Below are 22,502 nucleotides of genomic sequence, written 5' to 3' on the forward strand. Positions count from 1 at the left end.
CCTCAAATTTAGATTCCTTAATAGTTTACATTGGCACAAAGATGGAAAACCAAGTGACGTTACCACGTCCACATTTTAAAAAAGTTGTTCTGATCGGTGTGGGCCTAATTGGCGGCTCATTTGCGCTCGCCTTGAAAAAATCGCATGCGGTGACCCATATTGTCGGGGTTGACCGGCATGCAAACTCTTTGCAATTGGCGCAGCAACTTGGCATTGTTGATAGCTTTACTGATGATATCGGTGCTGCTGTCATAGATGCAGACTTGATTATGATCGCCACACCAGTGGCGCAAACCACAAAGATTTTGAGCGCTATTTATCCGCATTTGCAGCCTGGCACGATTGTTACTGATGCAGGGAGTACAAAGGCAGATGTGGTAGCTGCGGCACGAGAATCTTTGCAAGAAAAAAATGCTCAGTTTGTACCAGCACATCCCATCGCAGGCCGCGAAAAAAATGGCCCTGATGCGGCCTTGGCTGATCTCTATGTGGGTAAAAAAGTCGTTATTACTCGCTCACCTGAAAACACTAACGAAGCGGTTGAAATGGTCGCACAGGCATGGAAGCTGTGTGGCGCAATCATTCATCATTTGAGTCCGCAGGAACATGATCAAGTGTTCGCTTCGGTAAGTCACTTGCCTCATTTGCTGGCGTATACTCTGGTGGCAGATATCGCAGCGAAACCCCATGCAGACCGCTTGTTTCAATATGCCGCGAGTGGCTTTCGAGATTTCACGCGGATTGCCGGTTCGTCTCCGGAGATGTGGCGCGATATTAGTTTGGCGAACCGAGATGCCTTGCTGCAGGAGTTGGATTCCTATACAGAGCAATTAGCCAAATTACGAATTTCTCTTGTGGAGCGGGATGCCCAAGCTATCGAGGACGTCTATCGCAGGGCACAGCAAGCACGTGTCAATTGGATTGCTGCGATCGAAGTAGCTGAGGCGCAGAGTAAAGATGGTGGTGATTAATTCAGAGTGAGGGACGTCGCAAGCGACGCTCGCAGATGCTCTTCTCTCGCAAGCGATTGAGTCAAATAGAATCAATTAAAACCAAATTGATTAGAAACCGGATTAGGTATGAAAGAACAAAGTAAAAGCTATCCCCATTTCCTCGATTTGCATCCTGTGATGAAGGTGCAGGGCACCGTACGTTTGCCGGGGTCGAAAAGCATTTCTAATCGTATCTTGTTGCTGGCAGCTTTATCTAAGGGCACGACGCAAATTCATGATTTGTTGGCCTCTGACGACACTATGGTGATGTTGAATGCTCTCCATAGTTTAGGCGTACATTGGACGCAAGAGGGTGAAACACAAAACTACACAGTGGTTGGTGCTGCTGGTCATTTTCCGCATCATCAAGCAGATTTATTTATGGGAAATGCAGGAACAGCGATCCGCCCATTAGTTGCTGCCTTAGCTGTGTTGGGTGGTGATTACACGGTGCATGGCGTGCCTCGTATGCATGAACGCCCGATTGGTGATTTGGTTGATGCTTTAAATGCGGTTGGTGCGCAAATCGATTACACAGGAAACCCTGGCTATCCACCTTTGCATATTAAGCGCGGCCATATCCACGCACAAAAAATGCAGGTGAAGGGCAATGTTTCTAGTCAGTTTTTGACGGCATTATTGATGGCGTCACCGTTGGCTGCGCAGCAAGCCGATGTGGTGATCGAAGTTGTCGGAGAGTTGATTTCGAAACCTTATATTGAAATTACCTTGAATTTAATGGCGCGCTTCGGTGTTCAGGTAGAACGCGACGGTTGGCAAAGCTTTACGATAAAAGCGGGACAGCATTATGTGTCACCCGGCGAAATCTATGTTGAAGGTGATGCCTCATCCGCATCTTACTTCTTGGCTGCGGGCGCGATCGCTGGTGGACCGATTCGCGTTGAGGGCGTCGGTAAAAGTAGTATTCAAGGCGATGTGCGATTTTCTGAAGCACTCGAAAAAATGGGCGCGAAGATCACCATGGGTGATAACTGGATCGAAGCTGAAACGACGGGTGCTTTAAAAGCAATCGATATGGACTTTAATCATATCCCCGATGCGGCGATGACCATCGCGATTGCCGCTTTGTATGCGGAAGGAACGACTACATTGCGCAATATCGAGAGCTGGCGTGTAAAGGAGACGGATCGCATTGTAGCGATGGCAACAGAGCTTAGAAAACTGGGTGCGATTGTTGAGGAAGGCCAAGATTTTATGAAAGTCACGCCACCAACCGCGCTGGTTCCCGCTACAATTGATACCTACGATGACCATAGGATGGCGATGTGTTTTTCACTCGCGACCTTGGATGGCGTAGCGAGAAGAGGGGCAGCGATGCGAATCAATGATCCTAAATGTGTGGCAAAAACATTTCCTGACTTCTTCGAAGCTTTTGTAAAGATTAAGCATGAGGACTTATTTTGAGCGATACCATAAACGACAAAGTTGTTTTTCCAGTCATCAGTATTGATGGTCCGACTGCGTCGGGCAAGGGCACGGTTGCGCATCGCGTTGCCAAGCAGCTCGGTTTTCATTACTTGGATTCTGGGGCTTTGTATCGTTTGACTGCGCTATCCGCAATTCGTCATGACATCGCTTTAGATCAAGAGCAAGCCATTGCTGATTTGGCACGGGTGCTGCCATGTCGTTTTGAAAAAGGCCATGTTTATCTTGATGGTGATGATGTCACTGATGCGGTGCGCCATGAGGAAATCGGTGTGGCGGCTTCGAAAATTGCAGTATTGCCATTAGTTCGCAAAGCCTTGGTAGAGCTACAAGTGTCATTTAGGCAAGCCCCGGGTCTTGTCGCCGATGGGCGCGATATGGGTACCGTAATCTTCCCAGATGCCATTCAAAAGGTATTTTTGACAGCAAGTGTCGAGGCACGTGCAAATCGTCGCTATAAGCAATTGATTGAAAAGGGTTTTCCTGCTAATATGGAAGACTTGGTAAAAGATTTGGCAGAACGTGATGCTCGCGACATGGCTCGCACAGAAGCGCCTCTCAAGCCTGCACCAGGCGCGTTTTACTTAGATACGTCTCATATCACTGCGAATGAAGCGGTACATCAGATACTCAGTCTCTACACGAACGCGGTAAGAAACAAAAAATAATCGGATTTCCTTTTGTTTTTTTGCGTAAGAATCTCCACGCTCAGATCGTCTGCTGAGCTGGTTGATAGGTTCTCATTTGGACGCAAAGTCTGAATGAGTTTGTTTAACTCAACCCGGTAAATAGACCTTTTGTCCTATTCCGGCTAACTCGTAAATATTATGTCTACAGTCTACATGTCTCAAGATTTCGCAACTGGTGCAGATAGCTTCGCAGCTTTGTTCGAAGAGTCTTTGTCACGCCAAGATATGCGCTCCGGTGAAGTGATTTCTGCCGAAGTCGTTCGTATCGACCACAACTTCGTGATCGTGAACGCAGGCCTCAAATCTGAAGCCTTTATTCCTGTTGAAGAATTCAAAAACGACCAAGGTGAATTGGAAGTTAACGTAGGTGATTTCGTATCCGTAGCGATCGAATCATTGGAAAACGGTTTCGGTGACACAATCTTGTCCCGCGACAAAGCAAAACGTTTGGCATCATGGCTCGCGCTCGAAAAAGCGTTGGAGTCTGGCGAAATGGTTGTTGGTACAGTCAACGGCAAAGTAAAAGGTGGTTTGACAGTTCTCACGAACGGCATCCGCGCTTTCTTGCCAGGTTCGTTGGTTGACACTCGCCCAGTTAAGGATACGACTCCTTACGAAGGCAAAACAATGGAATTCAAAGTTATCAAGCTCGACCGTAAACGTAACAACGTAGTGTTGTCACGTCGTGCAGTTGTTGAAGCTTCTATGGGTGAAGAACGTCAGAAATTGATGGAAAACCTGAAAGAAGGCACAGTGGTTACTGGCTTGGTTAAAAACATCACTGACTACGGTGCGTTCGTTGATTTGGGCGGCATCGATGGTTTGTTGCATATCACTGATTTGGCATGGCGTCGTGTGCGTCACCCATCTGAAGTTCTCACAGTGGGTCAAGAAATCACTGCTAAGATCCTTAAGTTTGATCAAGAGAAAAACCGTGTTTCTCTCGGCGTTAAACAATTGGGCGACGATCCATGGACAGGCTTGGCACGTCGTTACCCAGCGAACACACGTTTGTTCGGTAAAGTAACTAACTTGACAGACTACGGTGCGTTCGTTGAAGTTGAACAAGGTATCGAAGGTTTGGTCCACGTTTCTGAAATGGATTGGACAAACAAAAACGTTGCGCCAAACAAAGTTGTTCAATTGGGCGACGAAGTTGAAGTTATGGTATTGGAAATCGACGAAGAACGTCGTCGTATCAGCTTGGGCATGAAACAATGCAAAGCAAATCCATGGGATGACTTCTCCTTGAACTTCAAAAAAGGCGACAAAGTTAAAGGCGCGATCAAGTCTATCACTGACTTCGGCGTGTTCATTGGCTTGACAGGCAACATCGATGGTTTGGTGCATTTGTCTGATTTGTCTTGGAACGAAACAGGTGAAGAAGCAGTTCGTCGCTTCAAGAAAGGTGACGAGTTGGAAGCAGTTGTTTTGGCGATCGACGTTGAACGTGAACGCGTTTCTCTCGGCGTAAAACAATTGGAAGGTGATCCATTCAACAACTACTGCGCAATGAACGACAAAGGCGCAACAGTCACTGGTACAGTGAAATCTGTTGAAGCTAAAGGCGCTGTAATCCAATTGGCTGACGAAGTTGAAGGCTACTTGCGTGCATCTGAAATCTCCCGCGACCGCGTGGAAGATGCTGGTACACACTTGAAAGTTGGCGACACAGTTGAAGCTTTGGTATTGAATATCGACCGTAAAGCACGTGGTATCCAATTGTCTATCAAGGCAAAAGATTCCGCTGAAACTCAAGAAGCAATGCAAAAGATGTCTTCTGACTCCAATGCAGCTTCTGGCACAACAAGCCTCGGTGCTTTGTTGAAAGCTAAGCTCGATAACAAAAACTAAGCAACGACCTAGTCAGAGGCTTTATTTATGACCAAGTCTGAGCTGATTGCTCGTCTGGCCGAGCGGTATCCACAACTGGTAGCAAAAGATGTGGATATCGCCGTCAAAACGATCTTAGATGCGATGTCCGATTCTTTGGCCACTGGTCAACGTATCGAAATTCGCGGCTTTGGTAGTTTCGCTTTAAATAGCCGTCCACCCCGGATTGGACGTAATCCTAAATCTGGTGACAAAGTGATGGTGCCTGAAAAACGGGTGCCGCACTTTAAACCAGGTAAAGAATTGCGTGAACGGGTAGATGCGACTGTTGGTCAGCCCATACTGCGTGACTAAAACGTCGGTGAGTGTGGAAAACAGTGAGTAATTTGCACTAGAAATTAAAACGGCATAACGGATTTCCGATATGCCGTTTTTTTTCACGTACAATTTCGTTTATGGAATTATTGAGTTCCGTTTGCAACCGAGACATTGCTGGTTTCAATTTTGGGCTAATGTTTGGTTTGCTTATTACATGGACATATTATGAAATTTCTCGCTAAGATTTTTTGGGTTATCGTCTTTATCGCTTTTTTTGGCTTCGCCCTTAAGAACGATCAAATCGTGACATTGCATTATTTCTGGGGATATCAAACTTCTGCACCATTGGTCATTCTCTTACTAGGTTTTTTTGTAATGGGTGCAGTGTTCTGTTTAATTGGAATGGCTCCCATGGTCTTTCGCCATCGTAGAGACATTTCCCGTCATAAAAAGACGATTGCGGAAATTGAAAAAGAACGCGAAGCAGCGCAACAAGCTGCGAATCAGGCGCCTGCGCCTGATGTTATTCGTCATTCCTAAACTTTGTTCTGAGACGAATCATTATGGAATTTGAAATTTGGTGGTTGTTGGGCATTCCTCTGTTCTTTAGCTTGGGATGGATCGCGGCACGCGTCGATATTAAGCAACTGATTTCGGAGTCGAGCAGCTTGCCCAAAGGTTACTTTAAGGGGCTTAACTTTTTGCTCAACGACCAGCCAGATAAGGCAATAGACGCCTATATCGAAATATTAAAACTGAATCCTGAAACAGTGGAGTTGCACTTCGCCTTGGGTAGTCTGTTCCGCCGTCGTGGTGAAACAGAACGCGCTATTCGTGTTCATCAAAACTTGTTATCGCGCCCAGATTTGCCGCAGGAGCAGCAGACACAAGCGATGTATGAGCTAGGCCAAGATTACCTCAAAGCTGGTTTGTTAGATCGTGCTGAAGAAACGTTCAACCAACTGGTGACGAGTCAACATGCTATCCCAGCACGCAAGGCGCTGCTCGAAATTTATCAGCGTGAAAAAGAATGGTTGCGTGCAATTGATGCAGCAGTAGCGCTGCAAGAGTCGGGTGCAGGTGGCAGACAAAAAGAGATCGCTCAATTCTATTGTGAAATCGCACAAGATGAATTAGTACATACCCATCCCGATGCGGCGATGGCGATGTTGGAAAAGTCGATTGCGATCGACCGCCATAATGTTCGCGCGGCGATTTTGATGGGTGATATATATCTCGCAAAAGGTGATTTGGAGCAGGCTGTGTTGGCTTGGCGTCGTGTTGAGCAGCAGAGTGTGCCGCACGTTGCTTTGGTTGCACAACGCTTAATGGACGGCTATCGTAAGTTAGAACGCCCACAAGAGGGCCTAAATCTCTTAAAGTCGTATTTAGCTGAAGCACCTTCTATTGATTTGTTGGAAGTCGTGTTTAAAGCGACTTTAGAACTCGAAACTGTGACCGATGCGAACCAGCTGGTCAGTGCAGAATTACGCCGCACACCGACTTTGCTTGGATTGGATAAGTTACTTGATGCCCGTCTGATGGTAGCAGCACCTGAAGTGCGCCCTGAACTTTCGTTGGTAAAGAATCTGGTTTCAGGTTATGCGCAACGCTTGACTCGCTATCAGTGTACGCATTGTGGCTTTAAAGCGCGCCAATTTTATTGGCAATGTCCCGGTTGCAGTAAGTGGGAAACGTATCCGCCACGCCGCACTGAAGAATTGAATGTGATGAATTAAGAAGGGCTTGATTGTTCTATTCAAGCTCGAATGTTTTGTTTGGAAAAAATAAAAAATGAAAATAACAATTATTGGAACTGGGTACGTTGGTCTGGTCACAGGCGCATGTCTTGCAGAAGTTGGCCATGATGTATTTTGTTTGGATGTCGATCAACGAAAAATCGATATTTTAAATGCGGGTGGCATTCCTATTCATGAGCCAGGATTGGATGAGGTCGTTGCACGTAACCGAGCTGCTGGGCGCTTGCAGTTTTCCACTGATGTGGCGGCAAGCGTTGCTCATGGCGATGTACAGTTTATCGCGGTAGGCACGCCCCCAGATGAAGATGGTTCAGCAGATCTTCAGTATGTTGTCGCGGCAGCACGCAACATTGGTCGTCATATGACAGGCTTTAAAGTCATCGTTGATAAGTCGACGGTGCCGGTTGGTACAGCAGGAAAAGTGTCGGCAGCGATTGCCGAAGAATTGCAGAAACGTAATGCGGCAATCGGTTATTCAGTGACGTCGAATCCTGAGTTTCTCAAAGAAGGTGCGGCGGTTGCTGATTTCATGAAACCTGACCGTATTGTGATCGGTCATGAAGCCGACGAAACCGGCTTGCAGGCGCAAGCGGTGATGCGACAGGTCTATGCCAAATTTGAAGAGAACGGTCATAAGATTTATTGGATGGATGTGCGCTCTGCGGAGTTCACGAAGTATGCGGCAAATGCGATGTTGGCGACGCGTATCTCCTTCATGAACGAATTAGCGAATTTGGCGGACAAAGTTGGTGTTGATATCGAAGCTGTGCGCCATGGTATTGGTTCCGATCCACGTATTGGCCCCAGCTTCTTGTTAGCAGGCTGCGGTTACGGTGGTTCCTGTTTCCCTAAAGATGTGCAAGCTTTGTCACGTACCGCACAGGAATATGGACAAGATTTACGAATCTTGGCAGCGGTCGAAGAAGTAAATGAAGCGCAAAAACAAGTCTTGGGCGCAAAAGTCAGAAGTCGTTTTGGTGCGGACCTTAAGGGTAAACATTTTGCTTTGTGGGGCTTGGCGTTTAAACCAGATACCGATGATATGCGTGCCGCTTCTTCTCGTGTGTTGATTGAAGAGTTGTTGAGCGCGGGTGCAAGTATCGCAGCTTTTGATCCGGTCGCTATTGAAGAAGCGAAACGTGTGTTGGCATTAGATTTTGCGAATCGCCCGGAGTTATTACAACAGATTCGTTTTGTGGACAGCCAAGACGCCGCCTTGGCGAATGCGGATGCCTTGATTATCGTCACTGAGTGGAAGACTTTCCGTCAAACGAACTTGGCTTCGATTCAAGCTGGCTTGAAAAACGCTATCGTATTTGATGGTCGAAATCTGTACGATCCAGCGTTGGTGAAACAAGCAGGAATTGAATATCACGCGATTGGCCGTGCAGTATTGACGAAAAATTGATATGACGAATAAACGCATCTTAGTGGTTGGTGACATTATGTTGGACCGTTATTGGTTCGGTGAGGTAAATCGTATTTCGCCTGAAGCCCCGGTCCCGATTGTACGTGTTGAACGTCGTGAAGAGCGTTTAGGCGGTGCCGCCAATGTTGCCCGGAATGCTGTGGCATTGGGCGTAGAAACAGGTCTCCTTGGCGTGATCGGTGAAGATGAAGCTGGGCGTAGCGTGGAAGACTTGCTCAAAAGCTCTGGCATAAGAAGTTACCTCAATCACGACCCGCAAATCTCAACCATTATTAAGTTGCGCGTCATTGGACGTCAGCAGCAATTGATTCGAGTGGATTTTGAAGAGAAGCCAAGCGATCAGGTATTGCAGGATAAATTGACTCGCTTCACTAGTTTGCTGGCAGATTTTGATGTGTTGATCTTATCGGATTATGCCAAGGGCAGTTTGGTCAACGTGTCAACGATGATTGCTGCAGCAAAGGCGCAAAACAAGATTGTCCTCGTTGATCCAAAAGGAAGCGATTTTGCGAAATATGCAGGTGCGACAATGCTGACACCGAATAAGTCGGAGTTGAAGCAAATTATTGGTGAGTGGCGCACTGAAGAAGATCTTACTGAAAAGGTACAGGAATTACGTCAACGTTTGAACCTAGAAGCCTTCTTGTTGACGAGATCTGAAGAAGGTATGACTCTATTCACTGCGAATGAGGTAATGCATGTGCCAGCAATGGCGCGTGAAGTTTACGACGTATCTGGTGCGGGAGATACTGTGATTGCGACTGTGGCGGCGATGCTTGCCGAGGGCAAGACTTTGCCAGAGGCAGTTCTAATAGCTAACAAGGCGGGCGGCATCGTGGTAGGCAAATTAGGAACCGCAACGGTGACGCGTGAAGAGTTGTTTCCAGCTGAATAGGGATACTCAGGTTTGATTTGTTTGTTGGTTTAACGTCAACCAGAACGTTTTGCAACCGTTAAAGGTGTGAGAGCACAGACAATTTTTCATGAAACTGTGCTCTTAATGTTGAGTGTGTTTTTAATATCTTAATCAGGAGTTCCACATGTTCAAAAGAATTTTGCTCGCTACAACAACTTTGCTCGCCACTTTGGCCACGACGGCTGCTTTCGCTTTTGCTGATGTTGACGTGAACAAGGCGGATCAGGCAGCACTTGATGGCATCAAAGGTTTAGGTCCAGTCAAATCGAAGGCGATCTTAAGTGAGCGCAAAAAGCATGGTGAATTCAAGGATTGGGCGGACTTTGAATCGCGCGTCAAAGGTATTGGTGACAAGAGCGCGGTTAAATTGTCTGAAGCGGGTTTGACGGTCAATGGTAAGCCCCGTGCTGCTGCGGCACCTGCAGCATCAACGGCAGCAAGCGCACCGGCTGTGGCTAAACCCGCTGCACCAGCGGCTGCCACTACTCCAAGTGCCGCTAGTAAAGCGGCTCCTGCAGCGGCTAGCGCTTCAAAGCCAGCAACCAGTAAATAATTGCAGTCTGCAATAATCGAAAAATCCCCTTTCAACAGGGGATTTTTCTTTTCATCGTTTGTTGGTATAAACAAACTACATTTTCATCTAAGCGGGAAAATCCTGAACCGATTAAAATGTGGTTTTGCATTCTCATTGCAATATTCTTTGCAAATTCCATATGAGCTATCTCACGATTGAAGACACGATTGGCAATACGCCACTTGTGCGTTTACAGCGCCTCCCCAGCGAGGAAGCAAGTCGCCGCAATAACATTATTCTTGGTAAATTGGAGGGAAATAACCCTGCCGGTTCGGTTAAAGATCGCCCAGCCTTATCGATGATAAAACGTGCTGAAGAACGCGGTCAGATTAAGCCCGGTGATACATTGATTGAAGCGACAAGCGGCAATACCGGCATCGCTTTAGCAATGGCAGCGGCAATGCGTGGATACAAGATGATTTTGCTGATGCCTGAACATTTGAGTGTTGAGCGTCGCCAAAGCATGGCTGCGTACGGTGCACAGATCGTATTGACGCCGCAAGCAGGAGGGATGGAAACCGCGCGTGATCTTGCAGAACAAATGCAAAAGGAGGGCAAAGGATTGATCCTCGATCAATTTGCTAATGCTGACAATCCTTTGGCGCATTATGAAGGTACGGGGCCTGAGATTTGGCGAGACACAGAAGGTCGTGTGACCCATTTTGTGAGCGCAATGGGGACGACTGGTACTATCATGGGCGTCTCTTCCTTCCTCAAAGAAAAAAATCCGCAAGTGCAAGTTGTGGGCGTGCAGCCTGATGAAGGATCGCAAATTCCAGGGATTCGTAAATGGCCGGAAGCCTATTTGCCCAAGATCTACAACAAAGCCAAAGTGGATACTTTGGAATATGTGACACAGTCTGCCGCTGAGGTAATGGCTAGACGTCTTGCTGTTGAAGAGGGGATATTCTGTGGTATTTCCGCTGCAGGTGCTTGTGAAGTCGCATTGCGCATTTCAGAAACAGTTGAAAATGCAACGATAGTTTTTATCGTTTGCGACCGCGGTGATCGCTATTTATCAACAGGTGTATTTCCAGCATAGTAGTGTCAAAAAACAACAAAGTTCGTAACGCAAGCTAAGAGTGTCACCTTAAATGTAAAAAAATCGAAGTTAGTCCAAGACTAAACTTCGATTTTTTTTGTTCGTATTCACGAAAAAATCAGGAGTTTGCGCCCGGATCTTTTGGTTTGAATTGCTTGTCGCTAATACGGAACTTAGCACGACGGTCACCCATCAGACCACGCAAATCTTTAATGCTGACGTCACTAATTTCATGCATACGGATCAATAAGGAAGCGCCAACAGGTAAACGACGGTGACGAATCTTACTGATGACCGGTGGAGCAACTTCCAGCGCTCGAGAGAGAGCCGCATCATTTTTCAGATGCAATTGTTTGATCAAAGTATCCAAAAGGTTATTTGGATCGTAGTCGATTTCATCTGATTCAAGTTGTGTCAAGTTTGGCATCATTACCTCGTTATTGATGTTTATTTATGTTGCAGGAGGGCACTGTAATAAATTACTTAAACAGTAATACTATATCTTTAAAACAAAATTATCTACTTTTTAAGCAAGAAAACAATAAAGAAAATTGTTAAATCTATTGACACTTTCCTCGAAACCATCATAAATGTATCATTAGATAACATTACTCTAGTACAAAAAATTCTTATTTGCAATATTTTTTATTGCGAATGTCGGCAAAAAAGCCATAACATTTGGACAATATTATTATTTTTAGTCTTTTGTACGGGCTAAATTGATTACTTTCCCTAAGTCAATAACTGACATTGCATAGAAATAGCTTCGGTTGTACTGGGTAATGGCGAAGAAATTTTCGCTCGCTAACCAAAACTCAGTTGGATCTTCGCCATTCTGTAAATCGACCACGCCATATAGAATATTTGATGGGGCATTTACATCGGGGGTGGTCACGTAAGGCTTCAGGCTTTCGAGAGTAAGACTAGCGCGCAGACCCTTTCCGAGAAACTCGTCGATTTGTCTCTTAGATTGTTCAGGATTTTCACTTGATTGGTGTATCGATGCGGGGAATACATATGGTAAGTCCTTTTTCCAGCCATGTTTTGCCAAATAATTGGCGACGCTTCCGATCGCATCTACTTCGGAGGTACGCAAATCAATATGCCCGTCTTGATCGTAATCGACGGCAAAATTACGCAAACTAGATGGCATGAATTGGCATAAGCCAATCGCACCAGCGTAGGAAGCTTTTATTTGTAGCACATCCGATTTGGTTTCACGCCCCCAGAGTAGCAATTGCGCGAGTTCATTTTTGAAAAATAAAGTTCTGGCTTCTTTGTTCGGTGTGTCTGGGTAGGCAAATGCAAGCGTGGTGATGGCATCAATGGCGTTGTATCGCCCAATGTTCTTGCCGTAAATCGTTTCTACACCGATCAGACCAACGATAATTTCAGCAGGAACACCAAACTCTGTTTCAGCTTTTTTGAGGGTCGTTTCATTCCTATTCCAAAATGCTACCCCCGCATTTACCCTCGCCGTCTCAACAAAACGAGAGCGATACACTTTCCAATTTTTAGGTTTTCCAGCAGGCATGGGCTTCATCAACTGCACAGCTGATTCAACAAAGCGGGTTTGTTTCAAAATGTTGTCGAATTCAACCCCATCATACTGATATTTGCTCAGCATTTCTTGTCTAAACTCTTGGACTACTTTCCAATCCAAAAAGTGTACGTTTTCACCTTGAATGGCGACTGCTGGAGTACGTTTAATAGTTTTGTTTTTTTTGTGTTTTGAGTCCGAAGAATATGCTTCCGTGCTTGATAAGGACAGCAGAGCGATTAAAACAAATTTAGATAAGATGCGTAATGTGTTCAAAGTATTTGTGCGCTTTAATGTTTGGAATTATTTCAGTTTCTTAATTCGTCTTTTTAACTCTTGAGTCGTGAGAGCGCTAGTTTGCCGACCATATTTTTGATCGATGTAATGATTGATAATCTGCTGGACGACGAGGAAGTCTGTCTCATTTAGATGCGGCTCCAAACGTTTAAGAAAGTCGCGTGGTCCTTCGAATTCGGATTTGCCTAACCCACGCTTCTTCAAAGTGACACACAGCGTGAAGTATAACTTATCAAGGGGGGCAAGTTGCGTTCTTGGTCGTAGCAATGGCAGGGATAGGAATCCCAATACCAACAGACCAATAAGAAATAGGCTAACTAACGCGTTTTGCCAGTCCACATCTTTCAGACCGAGCGAGCGAAGTAAATCATTTTGTTTAGTCTCGTTATAATTAAGGACCCATTGGTTCCAAGTGTTGTTTAGAGCACTCCAACGCATACGAATTTCATTCATGAATCCGTTTTGGCTCATCATATTACTGACAAGGCCGCTCAATCCTGTCGTTTTTTGAGTTGCGTTAAGATTCTTTAGAATTCGATCGGGCGCAACGGCTGCTGTTGGGTCGACCCGTACCCACCCTTCGTTTTCAATCCAAACTTCTGCCCAAGCATGAGCATCAGACTGGCGAACTTCGAGATAACCGTCTTGCGAATTCACGCTTCCACCTTGATAACCTGTGACGACTCTTGATGGAATTTGTAAATAGCGCATTAAGACAGAAAAACTACTCGCATAATGCTCGCAAAATCCAGCACGAGTTTGGAACAGGAAATCGTCTATCGTGTTTCTTCCAAGTGGTGGCGGTTCGAGGGTATAAAAGAATGCCTCATTACGAAAATACTTCAGTATGGCGGCGATCTGTTCTTTGGGTGTGCGATATTGCGATCGGATTTGTTCGGCGAACTCAGCTGTTTTTGGATTAAATCGACGCGGCAAGTTCAAGGTTTGCCGCAAAACATTCGGATCAATATTCAGATCGAGCTGATACTCAGGATATGATTGGATTTGGTATCGAGTTCGATTTTGTAGGGGGAATGGTGAGACTATTTCGGCATTTCGAGTAACGTAGGCCACACCACCAATCAATTGGGGGGCTTGAGGGCTAAGATCTAGGCCAAATAAATTTTGAGAACTGGAAGGTTCTATAGTGATCTCGTGGCGAATTCCGTTGCCCGATATTGTTACATTTTTCGGATCAATTGCACGAGGAATGGAAAGCTTATTAATAGCGGTCCATGTTCGTCCGTCAAACTCATCTAAAATAATCGCTCGCCAATAGAGTCGCGATTTGTTGGGTACAGGATCAATGAATTTGACCCGAAACACCAGTTCTTCAGACATAGCAAGCTTGCTGATATTGCCAGGCGACATCGAATCGGATAGCCCACTACGTGCGATGTTTGCATCACTTGGCAGCCCCCATAAAGGACCTTGTAGGCGTGGAAAAAGGAAGAAGCAGACGACCGTCAAAGGTATCGCTAACCCCACCAACTTAAAGATGATTTTTAGACGGTGTAGAACTGGGATTGTTTTTGTTTGAAACTGATAAGAAATTTGTGCCAATAAAAGCGCAAGCGCGCTTGCACTCACTTGTAATGCACTAACTAAGCTCTGGGATTCGAAGAAGCTGGTTAAGATGAGAAAAAAACCAAGGAAGACGACTACAAACAAATCGCGTTTGGCGTGCATCTCGAGCATTTTGCAGGCGAGCAAAAGAATCAACATAGAAACGCCAGCTTCGCGGCCGAAGAAGCTGCGAAAATTGAAGAAAATGCCGCCCATTAAACCGCATGCGATAGGAATAAGGATGTACTTTGAAGGGAGTGAACGCCCACTAAACGTCAGGTAAGCTCGCCACAGCATTACCGCGCTTGAACTTAAACTCACCCATATTGGGGCAGCGGAGAAGTGATTTGTAATCGCGATGAAGCACGCGATTACTAAAATTAAAGTATCTAGTTTATCTCGCGGAACTGGTTTAGATTTCCAGCTCAGGAAGGATAATAGGGGTTGTCCCAGCTTTGCGTTCATTGGACACTCCTAACTTCAGTATTGGAGTGCCCATAGTTTGCTAGCGCACTGAGACACATATGTCGATGATTCTCTCCGCTACCGTTCGGGAGGTGTAATGCCCCTAATTTGAATTCGTAGGGCAAACCTAAGCGATCAGCCTCGAGGATCCAACTTGTCATACGCGATAGTCTTTGTTCGATAGGGAGTTGAGTGGGAAGACTATTAAAGTCAATCAATAATTCCCCAAAACTAGCACCATCGAATTGCTTGGAAATGAGATTTCCCCCCGCCTCTAAGTCTACTCTCGCAATATGTTTCCACGATAAATGCTTGAGTGGATCTCCAGCTTGGTAGCTTCGCACACCAGCATAATCTTCATTGCCAGTGTTTGCGTTTCCTTTTTCACCCGACTCGCCGATGAACGGCAGCGGTGGTGGATTAAGTTCAGGAGCGGGGTATACCAAAACATATGTCGCAGGAAGCCAAGTGCTCCAAGCTCGTAGGAGTCCCATTGGAAACCAAGTTTGAAGTTGTACTCGTGGACAGGGAAGTGGGCCACGACTGGTAGTTATACAACTTAATTTGACGATATTTTCTTCACCTCGCGCAAGGTCAATGATTTGCTCGAGGTGGGGGCTTTGTTGAAAACTAATATGGATCGCGAATCGCTCTAATTGATCGGCATTCTTTACATAAAATTGAAATTCCGCCTGATCTCCAGCAAAAACAGCGGCACCATCTCGGGCGTTCAGTTTGAGATAGGCGAGGTTGCGGTAGGTGAATAGGGTATTGACCACAGCAACGCCAGCTAGCAAGTAGGTCATGCCAAAACCAAGATTGAGATTGTAGTTTGTAGCAGTTAAGAAGCAGATGATGAGCACCAACAGGAAAACCATCCCTGGCTTGCTGGGTAGTGTGAATACTCGACGTTGACTCAAGACGAGTTCACCAGGTTCTGGAGATTTTTCTAGAAAAATCAATCGTCTTAAGCGGAGCCGAAAAGCTTGGATGGCTTTCATTCGGAAATCACCCCAACGTTAAACTGGTATTTCGTGCATGAGCTGTATCAGTAAATCGTGACTGGCATTGACTTTGCCGCTGACGGCCTTGAGGGGGCGAAGTCTGTGCGCGATTACCGGGACAAGTACAGCTTGTACATCTTCAGGCAATACATGGTCTCGCCCCTCTAAGGCAGCCCATGCTTTCGACGCTTGTAATAACGCGATCGCGGCGCGGGGGCTCATACCTTCTGCAAAATTTTTTGATTCACGGCTCGCTTGTGCCAGCTTCTGAATATAGTCGATCAAGGCGGGTGAAGTATGAATTCGCTTTACTTTTGCTTGGATCTCAATGAGCTCGTCGGAATGCATGATGGCCGACATGCTGCGCAATAGACTTCGTCGATCTTCACCCATTAAAAGTGCTCTTTCCGCTGCAGCGTCTGGATAGCCCAATGAAAGACACATTAGAAAACGATCTAATTGCGACTCCGGTAATGTGAAAGTGCCGACTTGGTGAGTTGGGTTTTGAGTGGCAATGACGAAAAAAGGTGTTGGCAATTGACGCGTTTGACCTTCGGCACTTACTTGTTGCTCTTCCATTGCCTCTAGAAGAGCGGATTGGGTTTTTGGGGTCGCACGATTGATTTCATCCGCCAATAAGACTTGGCTAAAGATCGGGCCTGGGTGAAATACGAACTGTGCTTTTTCACGTTCGAATATAGAGACACCAATTACATCTGTAGGGAGAAGATCTGATGTAAACTGAAGTCTGTTAAATTTGAGTCCCAAAGAGATGGCGAGCGCATGGGCTAACGTCGTCTTACCTACGCCGGGGACGTCTTCAATCAATAAATGCCCACCAGCGAGAAGACATACCAAGGCTTGTTGGATCTGTGTTTCTTTGCCGATGATTACTTGATTGAGTTGTTTTGCCACCTCATGGACTTTTGAAAACATGTGTTTTTCCCATAGAATCAATAAAAGTGCTGCAAATCAAGTTTATAGTGAAAAGCAATAATAACCAATAACTGTGAAGAGTGCTGAAAGCGATCGTGTAGTACGATAAGGCTGTTTGCATTAATACATGCAGAAATCGATTTAGGGGTTTGGAATGGCAAGGCCTGAGAAAATTCGTTTAGGTGAAATTTTGGTGCAGCAAAAGCTGATCACCGAAGACCAACTGCAATTTGCATTGGCTGAGCAAAAACGCACTGGACGAAAACTAGGTCGCGTCTTTGTCGAAAATCGGTATGTTACTGAAGATCAAATTTCGCAAGCGATGGCGAAACAGCTCAACATAAGTTTCGTTAATCTTCGCCAATATAATATCAAACCCGATATCGTAAAAAAGCTGCCTGAGCTTCAGGCACGTCGTTTTCGCGCCATCGTGTTGGAGCAGCTCAACAGCGGCTTCTTGGTGGCGATGGTTGATCCAACCGATCTATTTGCTTACGACGAAATAAGTCGCCTTCTTAAGAATTCGATTCAGTTGGCAGTCGTGAACGAAAATGATCTGTTGGCAGCGATTGATAATTTATATCGTCACACAGAGGCCATTACGGATCTGGCGCGAGAGTTGGAGCAAGAGTTAAGCGACGCCGATGTTGATATTGAATCTTTGGTTAGCGATACTGCTACAGAAGATGCTCCCGTGGTGAAATTGCTGCAGTCTGTGTTTAACGATGCGACGCAAGTGCGAGCCTCAGACATTCATATCGAACCGCAAGAGAAACGCCTTCAAATCCGTTTTCGAATTGATGGCATGTTGCATTTGCAAACCGAGGCTGATATCAAGATTGCGAGTGCCTTGGCTTTACGTCTAAAGTTGATTTCGGAAATGGATATTTCTGAAAAGCGCTTGCCCCAAGACGGGCGTTTTATTATTAAGGTCCGTCAACAGCAGATTGACGTGCGTATTTCGACCATGCCCACGCAGTATGGCGAGTCTATCGTCATGCGCTTGTTAAATCAGAGCGGTGGCATACTTAATCTCGATAAAATTGGAATGCCAAGAGAGATGCTTGCACGATTTCGCGCGATCATTCAAAAGCCAAACGGCTTGGTACTGGTGACAGGGCCAACAGGCAGTGGTAAGACTACAACGCTGTATGGTGCGTTATCAGAGCTCAATCGTGAGGAAAGTAAATTGATCACGGTTGAAGATCCGGTCGAATATCGTCTCCCTGGGATTAATCAAGTTCAAGTCAATGAAAAGATCGATCTTAGCTTCGCGAAGGTGTTGCGTGCATCTTTGCGTCAAGATCCAGATATTTTGCTGTTAGGTGAGATGCGAGATCAAGAGACGGCGCAAATCGGCATGCGTGCCGCAATGACGGGTCACTTAGTGTTGTCGACTTTGCATACGAATGACGCGATCAGTACACCGATTCGTCTGCTTGATATGGGTGTTCCTCGTTATATGATGGGTAGCTCCTTGCAAGCAGTGTTAGCCCAACGCTTGGTCAGGGTGATTTGTGAAAGCTGCCGGCAAGAGCATACGCTTAGTCCCTCTGAACGTGAATGGCTGTCATTTGACATGGCAGATCAAATTGATCAACATCGATATCACGCCGGCCGCGGATGTGGCCATTGTAATGGCACGGGATTCCGTGGGCGGATGGGTGTCTATGAATTGCTGGAAATGACTAAACCGGTGGTTGATGCTGCGCATGCGGACGATAATGCAAAGTTCATTGAGGCAGCGAAACAGCAAATGGCAGGTAATACGCTTCGTAAATATGCGATTGATCTGGTGTTGAGCGGTGTTACTACGGTCAGCGAAGCGATGCGCATTAGCAATCAGATCGATGAGTAGGCCGTAATATGCCATTTTTTTCATACAAAGCGCGTAATCCAAATGGAGATTTAGTCGAAGGTGTGCTCGAAAGCGCAGATCCTGATGCTGTCGCTCGTCAGTTGTTTGCAGCAGGGATAGTGCCGACATCGATTGAGCAAGCAAAGGGGCCAGCTGCAACGCGAGGCTTAACATGGTGGCAGCGTTTTCGTGAAGGAAGCGTCAAGGCTCTTGATGTGCAGCTTTTTAGTCGGCAGCTATATACCTTGATTCGTGCGGGTGTGCCGATCATGAGAGGCTTGTCTGGCTTGCAAGAATCTGCGATCAATCGCGCGTTTCGTAGAGTGATCCAAGATCTTCGAGAATCGCTCGATTCTGGTCGTGAGCTTTCAGCTGCGATGAGGCGGCATCCTAACGTTTTCAGCATGTTCTACGTCAGTATGGTGAAGGTCGGGGAAATGACGGGACGCCTTGATACCATCTTGTTGCGACTGTCTGAACATCTCGAGTTTGAACGGGAAATGCGCAATCGAATTAAGACAGCTCTCCGTTATCCGATGTTCGTGATCATTGTGATGATCGCTGCCTTGGTTGTCGTCAATATCATGGTAATTCCGCAGTTCGCTAAAGTATTTGCTAGTTTTAACGCGCAATTGCCGCTCATGACCCGTTTTCTTTTGGGTATGTCCGAATTTTTTGTGAGTTACTGGTACGTTATGCTGGGGGCGATCTTGCTAGCGGCGTTCATGTTTAGGGGATTTCTCGCAACAAAAGAAGGGCGATATTGGTGGGATCGCCAGATTTTATATTTTCCGATCTTTGGCCGTATCGTTTTAAAGGCGACACTGGCGCGGTTCGCGCGGAGCTTTGCATTATCAAGTAAGAGCGGCGTACCGATCGTGCAGGCATTAACAGTCGTGGCGAGCACAGTTGACAATACCTATATCGCTTCACATGTTGAAGATATGCGTGAAGGTGTTGAACGAGGCGATAGCATACTTCGCACGGCAACCAGCACTAATGTTTTTACTCCGGTCGTTTTGCAAATGATCGCCGTGGGTGAAGAGACTGGTGCCTTGGATGAATTGATGGATGAAATAGCCAGTATGTACGAAGGGGAAGTGGAGTATGAATTAAAAACACTTTCTTCAAACATTGAACCAATTTTGATTGTAGCATTGGGCGTGATGGTGCTGATATTGGCATTAGGTATCTTTGTACCAATTTGGGATTTGGGTCGCGTTGCCCTCAGAAAGTAAGATTTGTAAGGACGCAAAGCGACATTTATACCGAATAAAAGCGCATTCGTCGGACGATACTTTCATAAATTGACTATTGATGTGTATAGTTGTTAATAATGAGTGGTGATTTTTTTGGTTTCTGAGTTGAATAGGGGTTCGTATGAAAAAACAGCAAAGTGGTTTTACATTAATTGAGTTAGTGGTTGTGATTGTGATTTTGGGCTTGTTGGCAGCAACGGCACTTCCAAAGTTTGCGGCACTTCAGACTGAGGCTAGGATCGCTAAAATGAATGGTGCGTTGGCATCGTTGAAAGCGGGCGCGGCTTTAGCGCATTCGATTCAGTTGACACAGCAATTGGGCCCGAACACCACTATTGTGATGGAAGGCTCAAATGTGTTAATGGCGAACGGTTACCCAACGACCGCAGCGACTAGCATCCCTATTGCAGCTGGTTTGTCCACGCCAGACTTCGTATTGACCACAACTTCGGCAACAGTATTTACGGTCACGCCTGATGCCGGTCATCCGGCGTGTTCGGTGACTTACACCGTGCCAACGGCAAACGGGTTTCCCCCAACTTATAGCAATACGGGCTTAACGGCAGCGAACTGCTCATAAAATTGATTAGCCGTTTCGACGGCTAATTTTCTTTTCGCTAAAGGCTTTTCGTAAGAACCTTGGCATTCTTATTTGAATGCGATGCAGGAAATGGAGAGATAGAGTTTGTCAGTGGATCGCCAACGTGACCAGTATGGGTTCACACTCGTTGAACTTCTGTTAGTAATTATCTTAGTTGGTATAGTCGGCGCCGTAACGGCAACAAGGTTCACCGATAAAGTGGACTTCGATGCTCGCGGTTTTACTGATCAGACCCTAGGAATGCTACGCTATGCGCACAAACTGGCGATCGCTCAACGTCGTGATGTTTGGGTGCAAATTGATCAACCATCCGGTTATGTATGCTTGACCTATGTAAGTGTAGATGCTAACTGTCCGACTGCCAATCTGACGGCGCCCAATCAAGTACCAGATCCAATAGATCAATCTTGGTATAAGCGAAAAACGCCGAGTAACGTGAGCTTTACTGGGTCGACGAGTTTTCGGTTTACCGCACTGGGGCGCTTAAATCCAAATACTACCCAAACCATTGTGATTACAGGTGGGACGGGCGGAGGTACGATCATCATAGAGGGAGAAACTGGGTATGTTCGGTAATCCGCTCGGTTCTCGATTACGTGGCTTCACTCTGGTCGAGGTATTGATTTTTATCGTCATCGTCGGCATTGCAATGGCGGGAATTTTATCGATCATGAATTTGACCTCGGTAGCGAGCACCGATCCTATGCGAGACAAGCAAGCCTTGGCAATTGCTGAATCACTGTTAGAGGAAATTGAATCACAAGCATTTACTTATTGTGATCCAGATGATGCAAACGCGAGCATAGCTACTTCACCTGCGGGATGTGCTGGAGCAGCACAAGGGCTCGGCCCGACAGCGGGCGAGACTCGTTATGCAGAGCCACGATTTGATAATGTGGGTGATTATCATAATATGGCACCACCAGTTCCAGCACCAATTCCGACTAAGCCAAACGCCGTGGCCGATGTGCAAGGGCAAGTGGTCAACCAATTGCAAGATTATGTCGCCGAAGTCAAAGAGACCTCGGGACTAGGTGGTGATGAAATTCGAATCGATGTAACCGTGAGATCTGGTGAGACGGTGGTGACGCTCACTGGTTATCGGTATCGTTATGCGCCGAGGACTGTGCCTTAAAATGAATCTACATCAGCGCCAACAATTCGGGATTACTCTGGTTGAAATGATCGTCGTGATTGTTATCATGGGTATTATTGGTGGCATAGTTGCGCTTTTTCTGCGCCGTCCAGTTCAGCAGTATCAAGATCTGACCATTCGCGCGGAACTCAGCGATACTGCCGATACTGCAGTGAAAAGGATGTCGCGTGAAATTCATTTGGCCGTGCCCAATTCCATGCGTTCCGCGAATAGTAGCTGTATCGAATTCGTCCCTGCGTATGACGGTGGTAGATATCGGGCGGCTGCTGACGCGACAGGGGCTGGCAATGCATTTACGACGGCGCAAGCAATCTCGACCTTCGATGTAGTTGGTAATTTGAATGCAGCACCCGCCGTGGGTGATTTTGTCGTCGTTTACAACCTTGGTATTCCCGGCGCTGATATTTACGCGGCAGCAGACAATAAAGCGAGCATAGTGGCACCAACGAGTGTGAGTCAGCTTAATTTCGCAAGTAAGCAGTTTCCTTTTGCATCACCAGGGAATAAGTTTCAGCTCGTATCCGGCACTGAAAGGGCTGTGTCGTTTGTGTGCACCGGGGTCGGAGTTGATGCTAAAGGGAATGGAACAGGCAAACTGTATCGCGCATCTGGCTATGGATTTGTATCTCCAGAGCCAAGTGCGTGTGCCTCGGTGACCACTGCGCCTGTTTTGGCTCAAAATATTAGTTCGTGTCAGTTTTCCTATGCACAAGGCGTGTTGGAGCGTTTTGGATTAGTCAGTATCAAGGTTGGTATTACGAAAGCAGGGGAAACTATTTCACTTTATCAAGATGTTCAGGTCAATAATGTTCCATAGCATG

Annotated in this window: 22 protein-coding genes; 17 read left to right on the plus strand and 5 right to left on the minus strand. The window is 46.3% G+C overall.

Going from position 1 to position 22,502, the window contains the following annotated elements:
* The first annotated feature begins 41 nt into the window (after positions 1–41).
* The 11 genes from H8K36_RS11925 to cysM all read left to right on the plus strand — a co-directional run bounded on the left by H8K36_RS11925 (position 42) and on the right by cysM (position 10,999).
* The gene (locus H8K36_RS11925) at positions 42–971 is read left to right on the plus strand and encodes a prephenate dehydrogenase (protein ID WP_186916707.1); all 930 of its coding nucleotides are present in this window, start codon (positions 42–44) and stop codon (positions 969–971) included.
* Between the two features lie 108 nt (positions 972–1,079).
* On the plus strand, positions 1,080–2,417 hold the full coding sequence (gene aroA / locus H8K36_RS11930; RefSeq protein ID WP_186916708.1) for a 3-phosphoshikimate 1-carboxyvinyltransferase: 1,338 nt from the start codon (positions 1,080–1,082) through the stop codon (positions 2,415–2,417).
* Positions 2,414–3,106 (plus strand): (d)CMP kinase, encoded by a 693-nt coding sequence (gene cmk / locus H8K36_RS11935; RefSeq protein WP_222611209.1) that lies wholly within the window; start codon positions 2,414–2,416, stop codon positions 3,104–3,106. Before aroA ends, cmk begins: the two co-directional genes overlap by 4 nt.
* 159 nt (positions 3,107–3,265) lie before the next feature.
* Positions 3,266–4,981 (plus strand): 30S ribosomal protein S1, encoded by a 1,716-nt coding sequence (gene rpsA, locus H8K36_RS11940; RefSeq protein WP_230404588.1) that lies wholly within the window; start codon positions 3,266–3,268, stop codon positions 4,979–4,981.
* Between the two features lie 27 nt (positions 4,982–5,008).
* On the plus strand, positions 5,009–5,314 hold the full coding sequence (locus H8K36_RS11945; RefSeq protein WP_186916709.1) for an integration host factor subunit beta: 306 nt from the start codon (positions 5,009–5,011) through the stop codon (positions 5,312–5,314).
* A 189-nt stretch (positions 5,315–5,503) separates the two neighbouring features.
* Entirely contained in the window at positions 5,504–5,818 is a 315-nt protein-coding gene (locus tag H8K36_RS11950; protein WP_186916710.1) for a LapA family protein, read from the plus strand.
* A gap of 23 nt (positions 5,819–5,841) precedes the next feature.
* Positions 5,842–7,017 carry a lipopolysaccharide assembly protein LapB gene (lapB, locus tag H8K36_RS11955; protein ID WP_186916711.1) on the plus strand — a complete coding sequence of 392 codons (1,176 nt, stop codon included), beginning with the start codon at positions 5,842–5,844 and terminating at the stop codon, positions 7,015–7,017.
* Between the two features lie 55 nt (positions 7,018–7,072).
* Positions 7,073–8,446, plus strand: a complete 1,374-nt coding sequence (locus tag H8K36_RS11960; RefSeq protein WP_186916712.1) for a UDP-glucose dehydrogenase family protein — start codon at positions 7,073–7,075, stop codon at positions 8,444–8,446.
* Between the two features lies 1 nt (position 8,447).
* Positions 8,448–9,362, plus strand: coding sequence for a D-glycero-beta-D-manno-heptose-7-phosphate kinase (gene rfaE1, locus H8K36_RS11965; protein WP_186916713.1), 915 nt, complete (start codon positions 8,448–8,450; stop codon positions 9,360–9,362).
* A gap of 145 nt (positions 9,363–9,507) precedes the next feature.
* A complete protein-coding gene (locus H8K36_RS11970) occupies positions 9,508–9,936 on the plus strand; it encodes a ComEA family DNA-binding protein (protein WP_186916714.1) in 429 nt (142 codons plus the stop codon).
* Positions 9,937–10,096: 160 nt separating this feature from the next.
* Positions 10,097–10,999, plus strand: coding sequence for a cysteine synthase CysM (gene cysM / locus H8K36_RS11975; protein WP_186916715.1), 903 nt, complete (start codon positions 10,097–10,099; stop codon positions 10,997–10,999).
* Between the two features lie 118 nt (positions 11,000–11,117).
* On the opposite strand, the gene H8K36_RS11980 is transcribed toward cysM, so the two are convergent.
* The 5 genes from H8K36_RS11980 to H8K36_RS12000 form a co-directional block, all read right to left on the minus strand.
* A complete protein-coding gene (locus tag H8K36_RS11980; RefSeq protein ID WP_186916716.1) occupies positions 11,118–11,429 on the minus strand; it encodes a hypothetical protein in 312 nt (103 codons plus the stop codon).
* Positions 11,430–11,696: 267 nt separating this feature from the next.
* The gene (mltB, locus tag H8K36_RS11985) at positions 11,697–12,815 is read right to left on the minus strand and encodes a lytic murein transglycosylase B (protein ID WP_186916717.1); all 1,119 of its coding nucleotides are present in this window, start codon (positions 12,813–12,815) and stop codon (positions 11,697–11,699) included.
* Positions 12,816–12,842: 27 nt separating this feature from the next.
* Positions 12,843–14,867, minus strand: a complete 2,025-nt coding sequence (locus H8K36_RS11990; protein ID WP_186916718.1) for a transglutaminase TgpA family protein — start codon at positions 14,865–14,867, stop codon at positions 12,843–12,845.
* Positions 14,864–15,868, minus strand: coding sequence for a DUF58 domain-containing protein (locus H8K36_RS11995; RefSeq protein ID WP_186916719.1), 1,005 nt, complete (start codon positions 15,866–15,868; stop codon positions 14,864–14,866). Before H8K36_RS11995 ends, H8K36_RS11990 begins: the two co-directional genes overlap by 4 nt.
* Before the next feature lie 18 nt (positions 15,869–15,886).
* Positions 15,887–16,807, minus strand: a complete 921-nt coding sequence (locus H8K36_RS12000; RefSeq protein WP_186916720.1) for an AAA family ATPase — start codon at positions 16,805–16,807, stop codon at positions 15,887–15,889.
* A gap of 154 nt (positions 16,808–16,961) precedes the next feature.
* On the opposite strand from H8K36_RS12000, the gene H8K36_RS12005 reads away from it, so the two are divergent.
* The 6 genes from H8K36_RS12005 to H8K36_RS12030 all read left to right on the plus strand — a co-directional run bounded on the left by H8K36_RS12005 (position 16,962) and on the right by H8K36_RS12030 (position 22,498).
* Positions 16,962–18,665, plus strand: coding sequence for a GspE/PulE family protein (locus H8K36_RS12005; protein ID WP_186916721.1), 1,704 nt, complete (start codon positions 16,962–16,964; stop codon positions 18,663–18,665).
* Positions 18,666–18,673: 8 nt separating this feature from the next.
* Positions 18,674–19,903: a type II secretion system F family protein gene (locus tag H8K36_RS12010; RefSeq protein WP_186916722.1), complete on the plus strand. Its 1,230-nt coding sequence runs from the start codon at positions 18,674–18,676 to the stop codon at positions 19,901–19,903.
* Positions 19,904–20,045: 142 nt separating this feature from the next.
* Entirely contained in the window at positions 20,046–20,504 is a 459-nt protein-coding gene (locus H8K36_RS19620; RefSeq protein ID WP_186916723.1) for a pilin, read from the plus strand.
* A 111-nt stretch (positions 20,505–20,615) separates the two neighbouring features.
* Positions 20,616–21,101, plus strand: coding sequence for a GspH/FimT family pseudopilin (locus H8K36_RS12020; protein WP_329604228.1), 486 nt, complete (start codon positions 20,616–20,618; stop codon positions 21,099–21,101).
* On the plus strand, positions 21,091–21,660 hold the full coding sequence (locus H8K36_RS12025; protein ID WP_186916725.1) for a type IV pilus modification PilV family protein: 570 nt from the start codon (positions 21,091–21,093) through the stop codon (positions 21,658–21,660). The genes H8K36_RS12020 and H8K36_RS12025 overlap by 11 nt, the downstream gene beginning before the upstream one ends.
* 1 nt (position 21,661) lies before the next feature.
* Positions 21,662–22,498 (plus strand): prepilin-type N-terminal cleavage/methylation domain-containing protein, encoded by an 837-nt coding sequence (locus H8K36_RS12030; protein WP_186916726.1) that lies wholly within the window; start codon positions 21,662–21,664, stop codon positions 22,496–22,498.
* The last annotated feature ends 4 nt before the right edge of the window (positions 22,499–22,502 follow it).

This window comes from Affinundibacterium nitidum, from assembly GCF_014284155.1.
Taxonomy (GTDB): Bacteria; Pseudomonadota; Gammaproteobacteria; order Burkholderiales; family Burkholderiaceae_D; genus Undibacterium; species Undibacterium nitidum.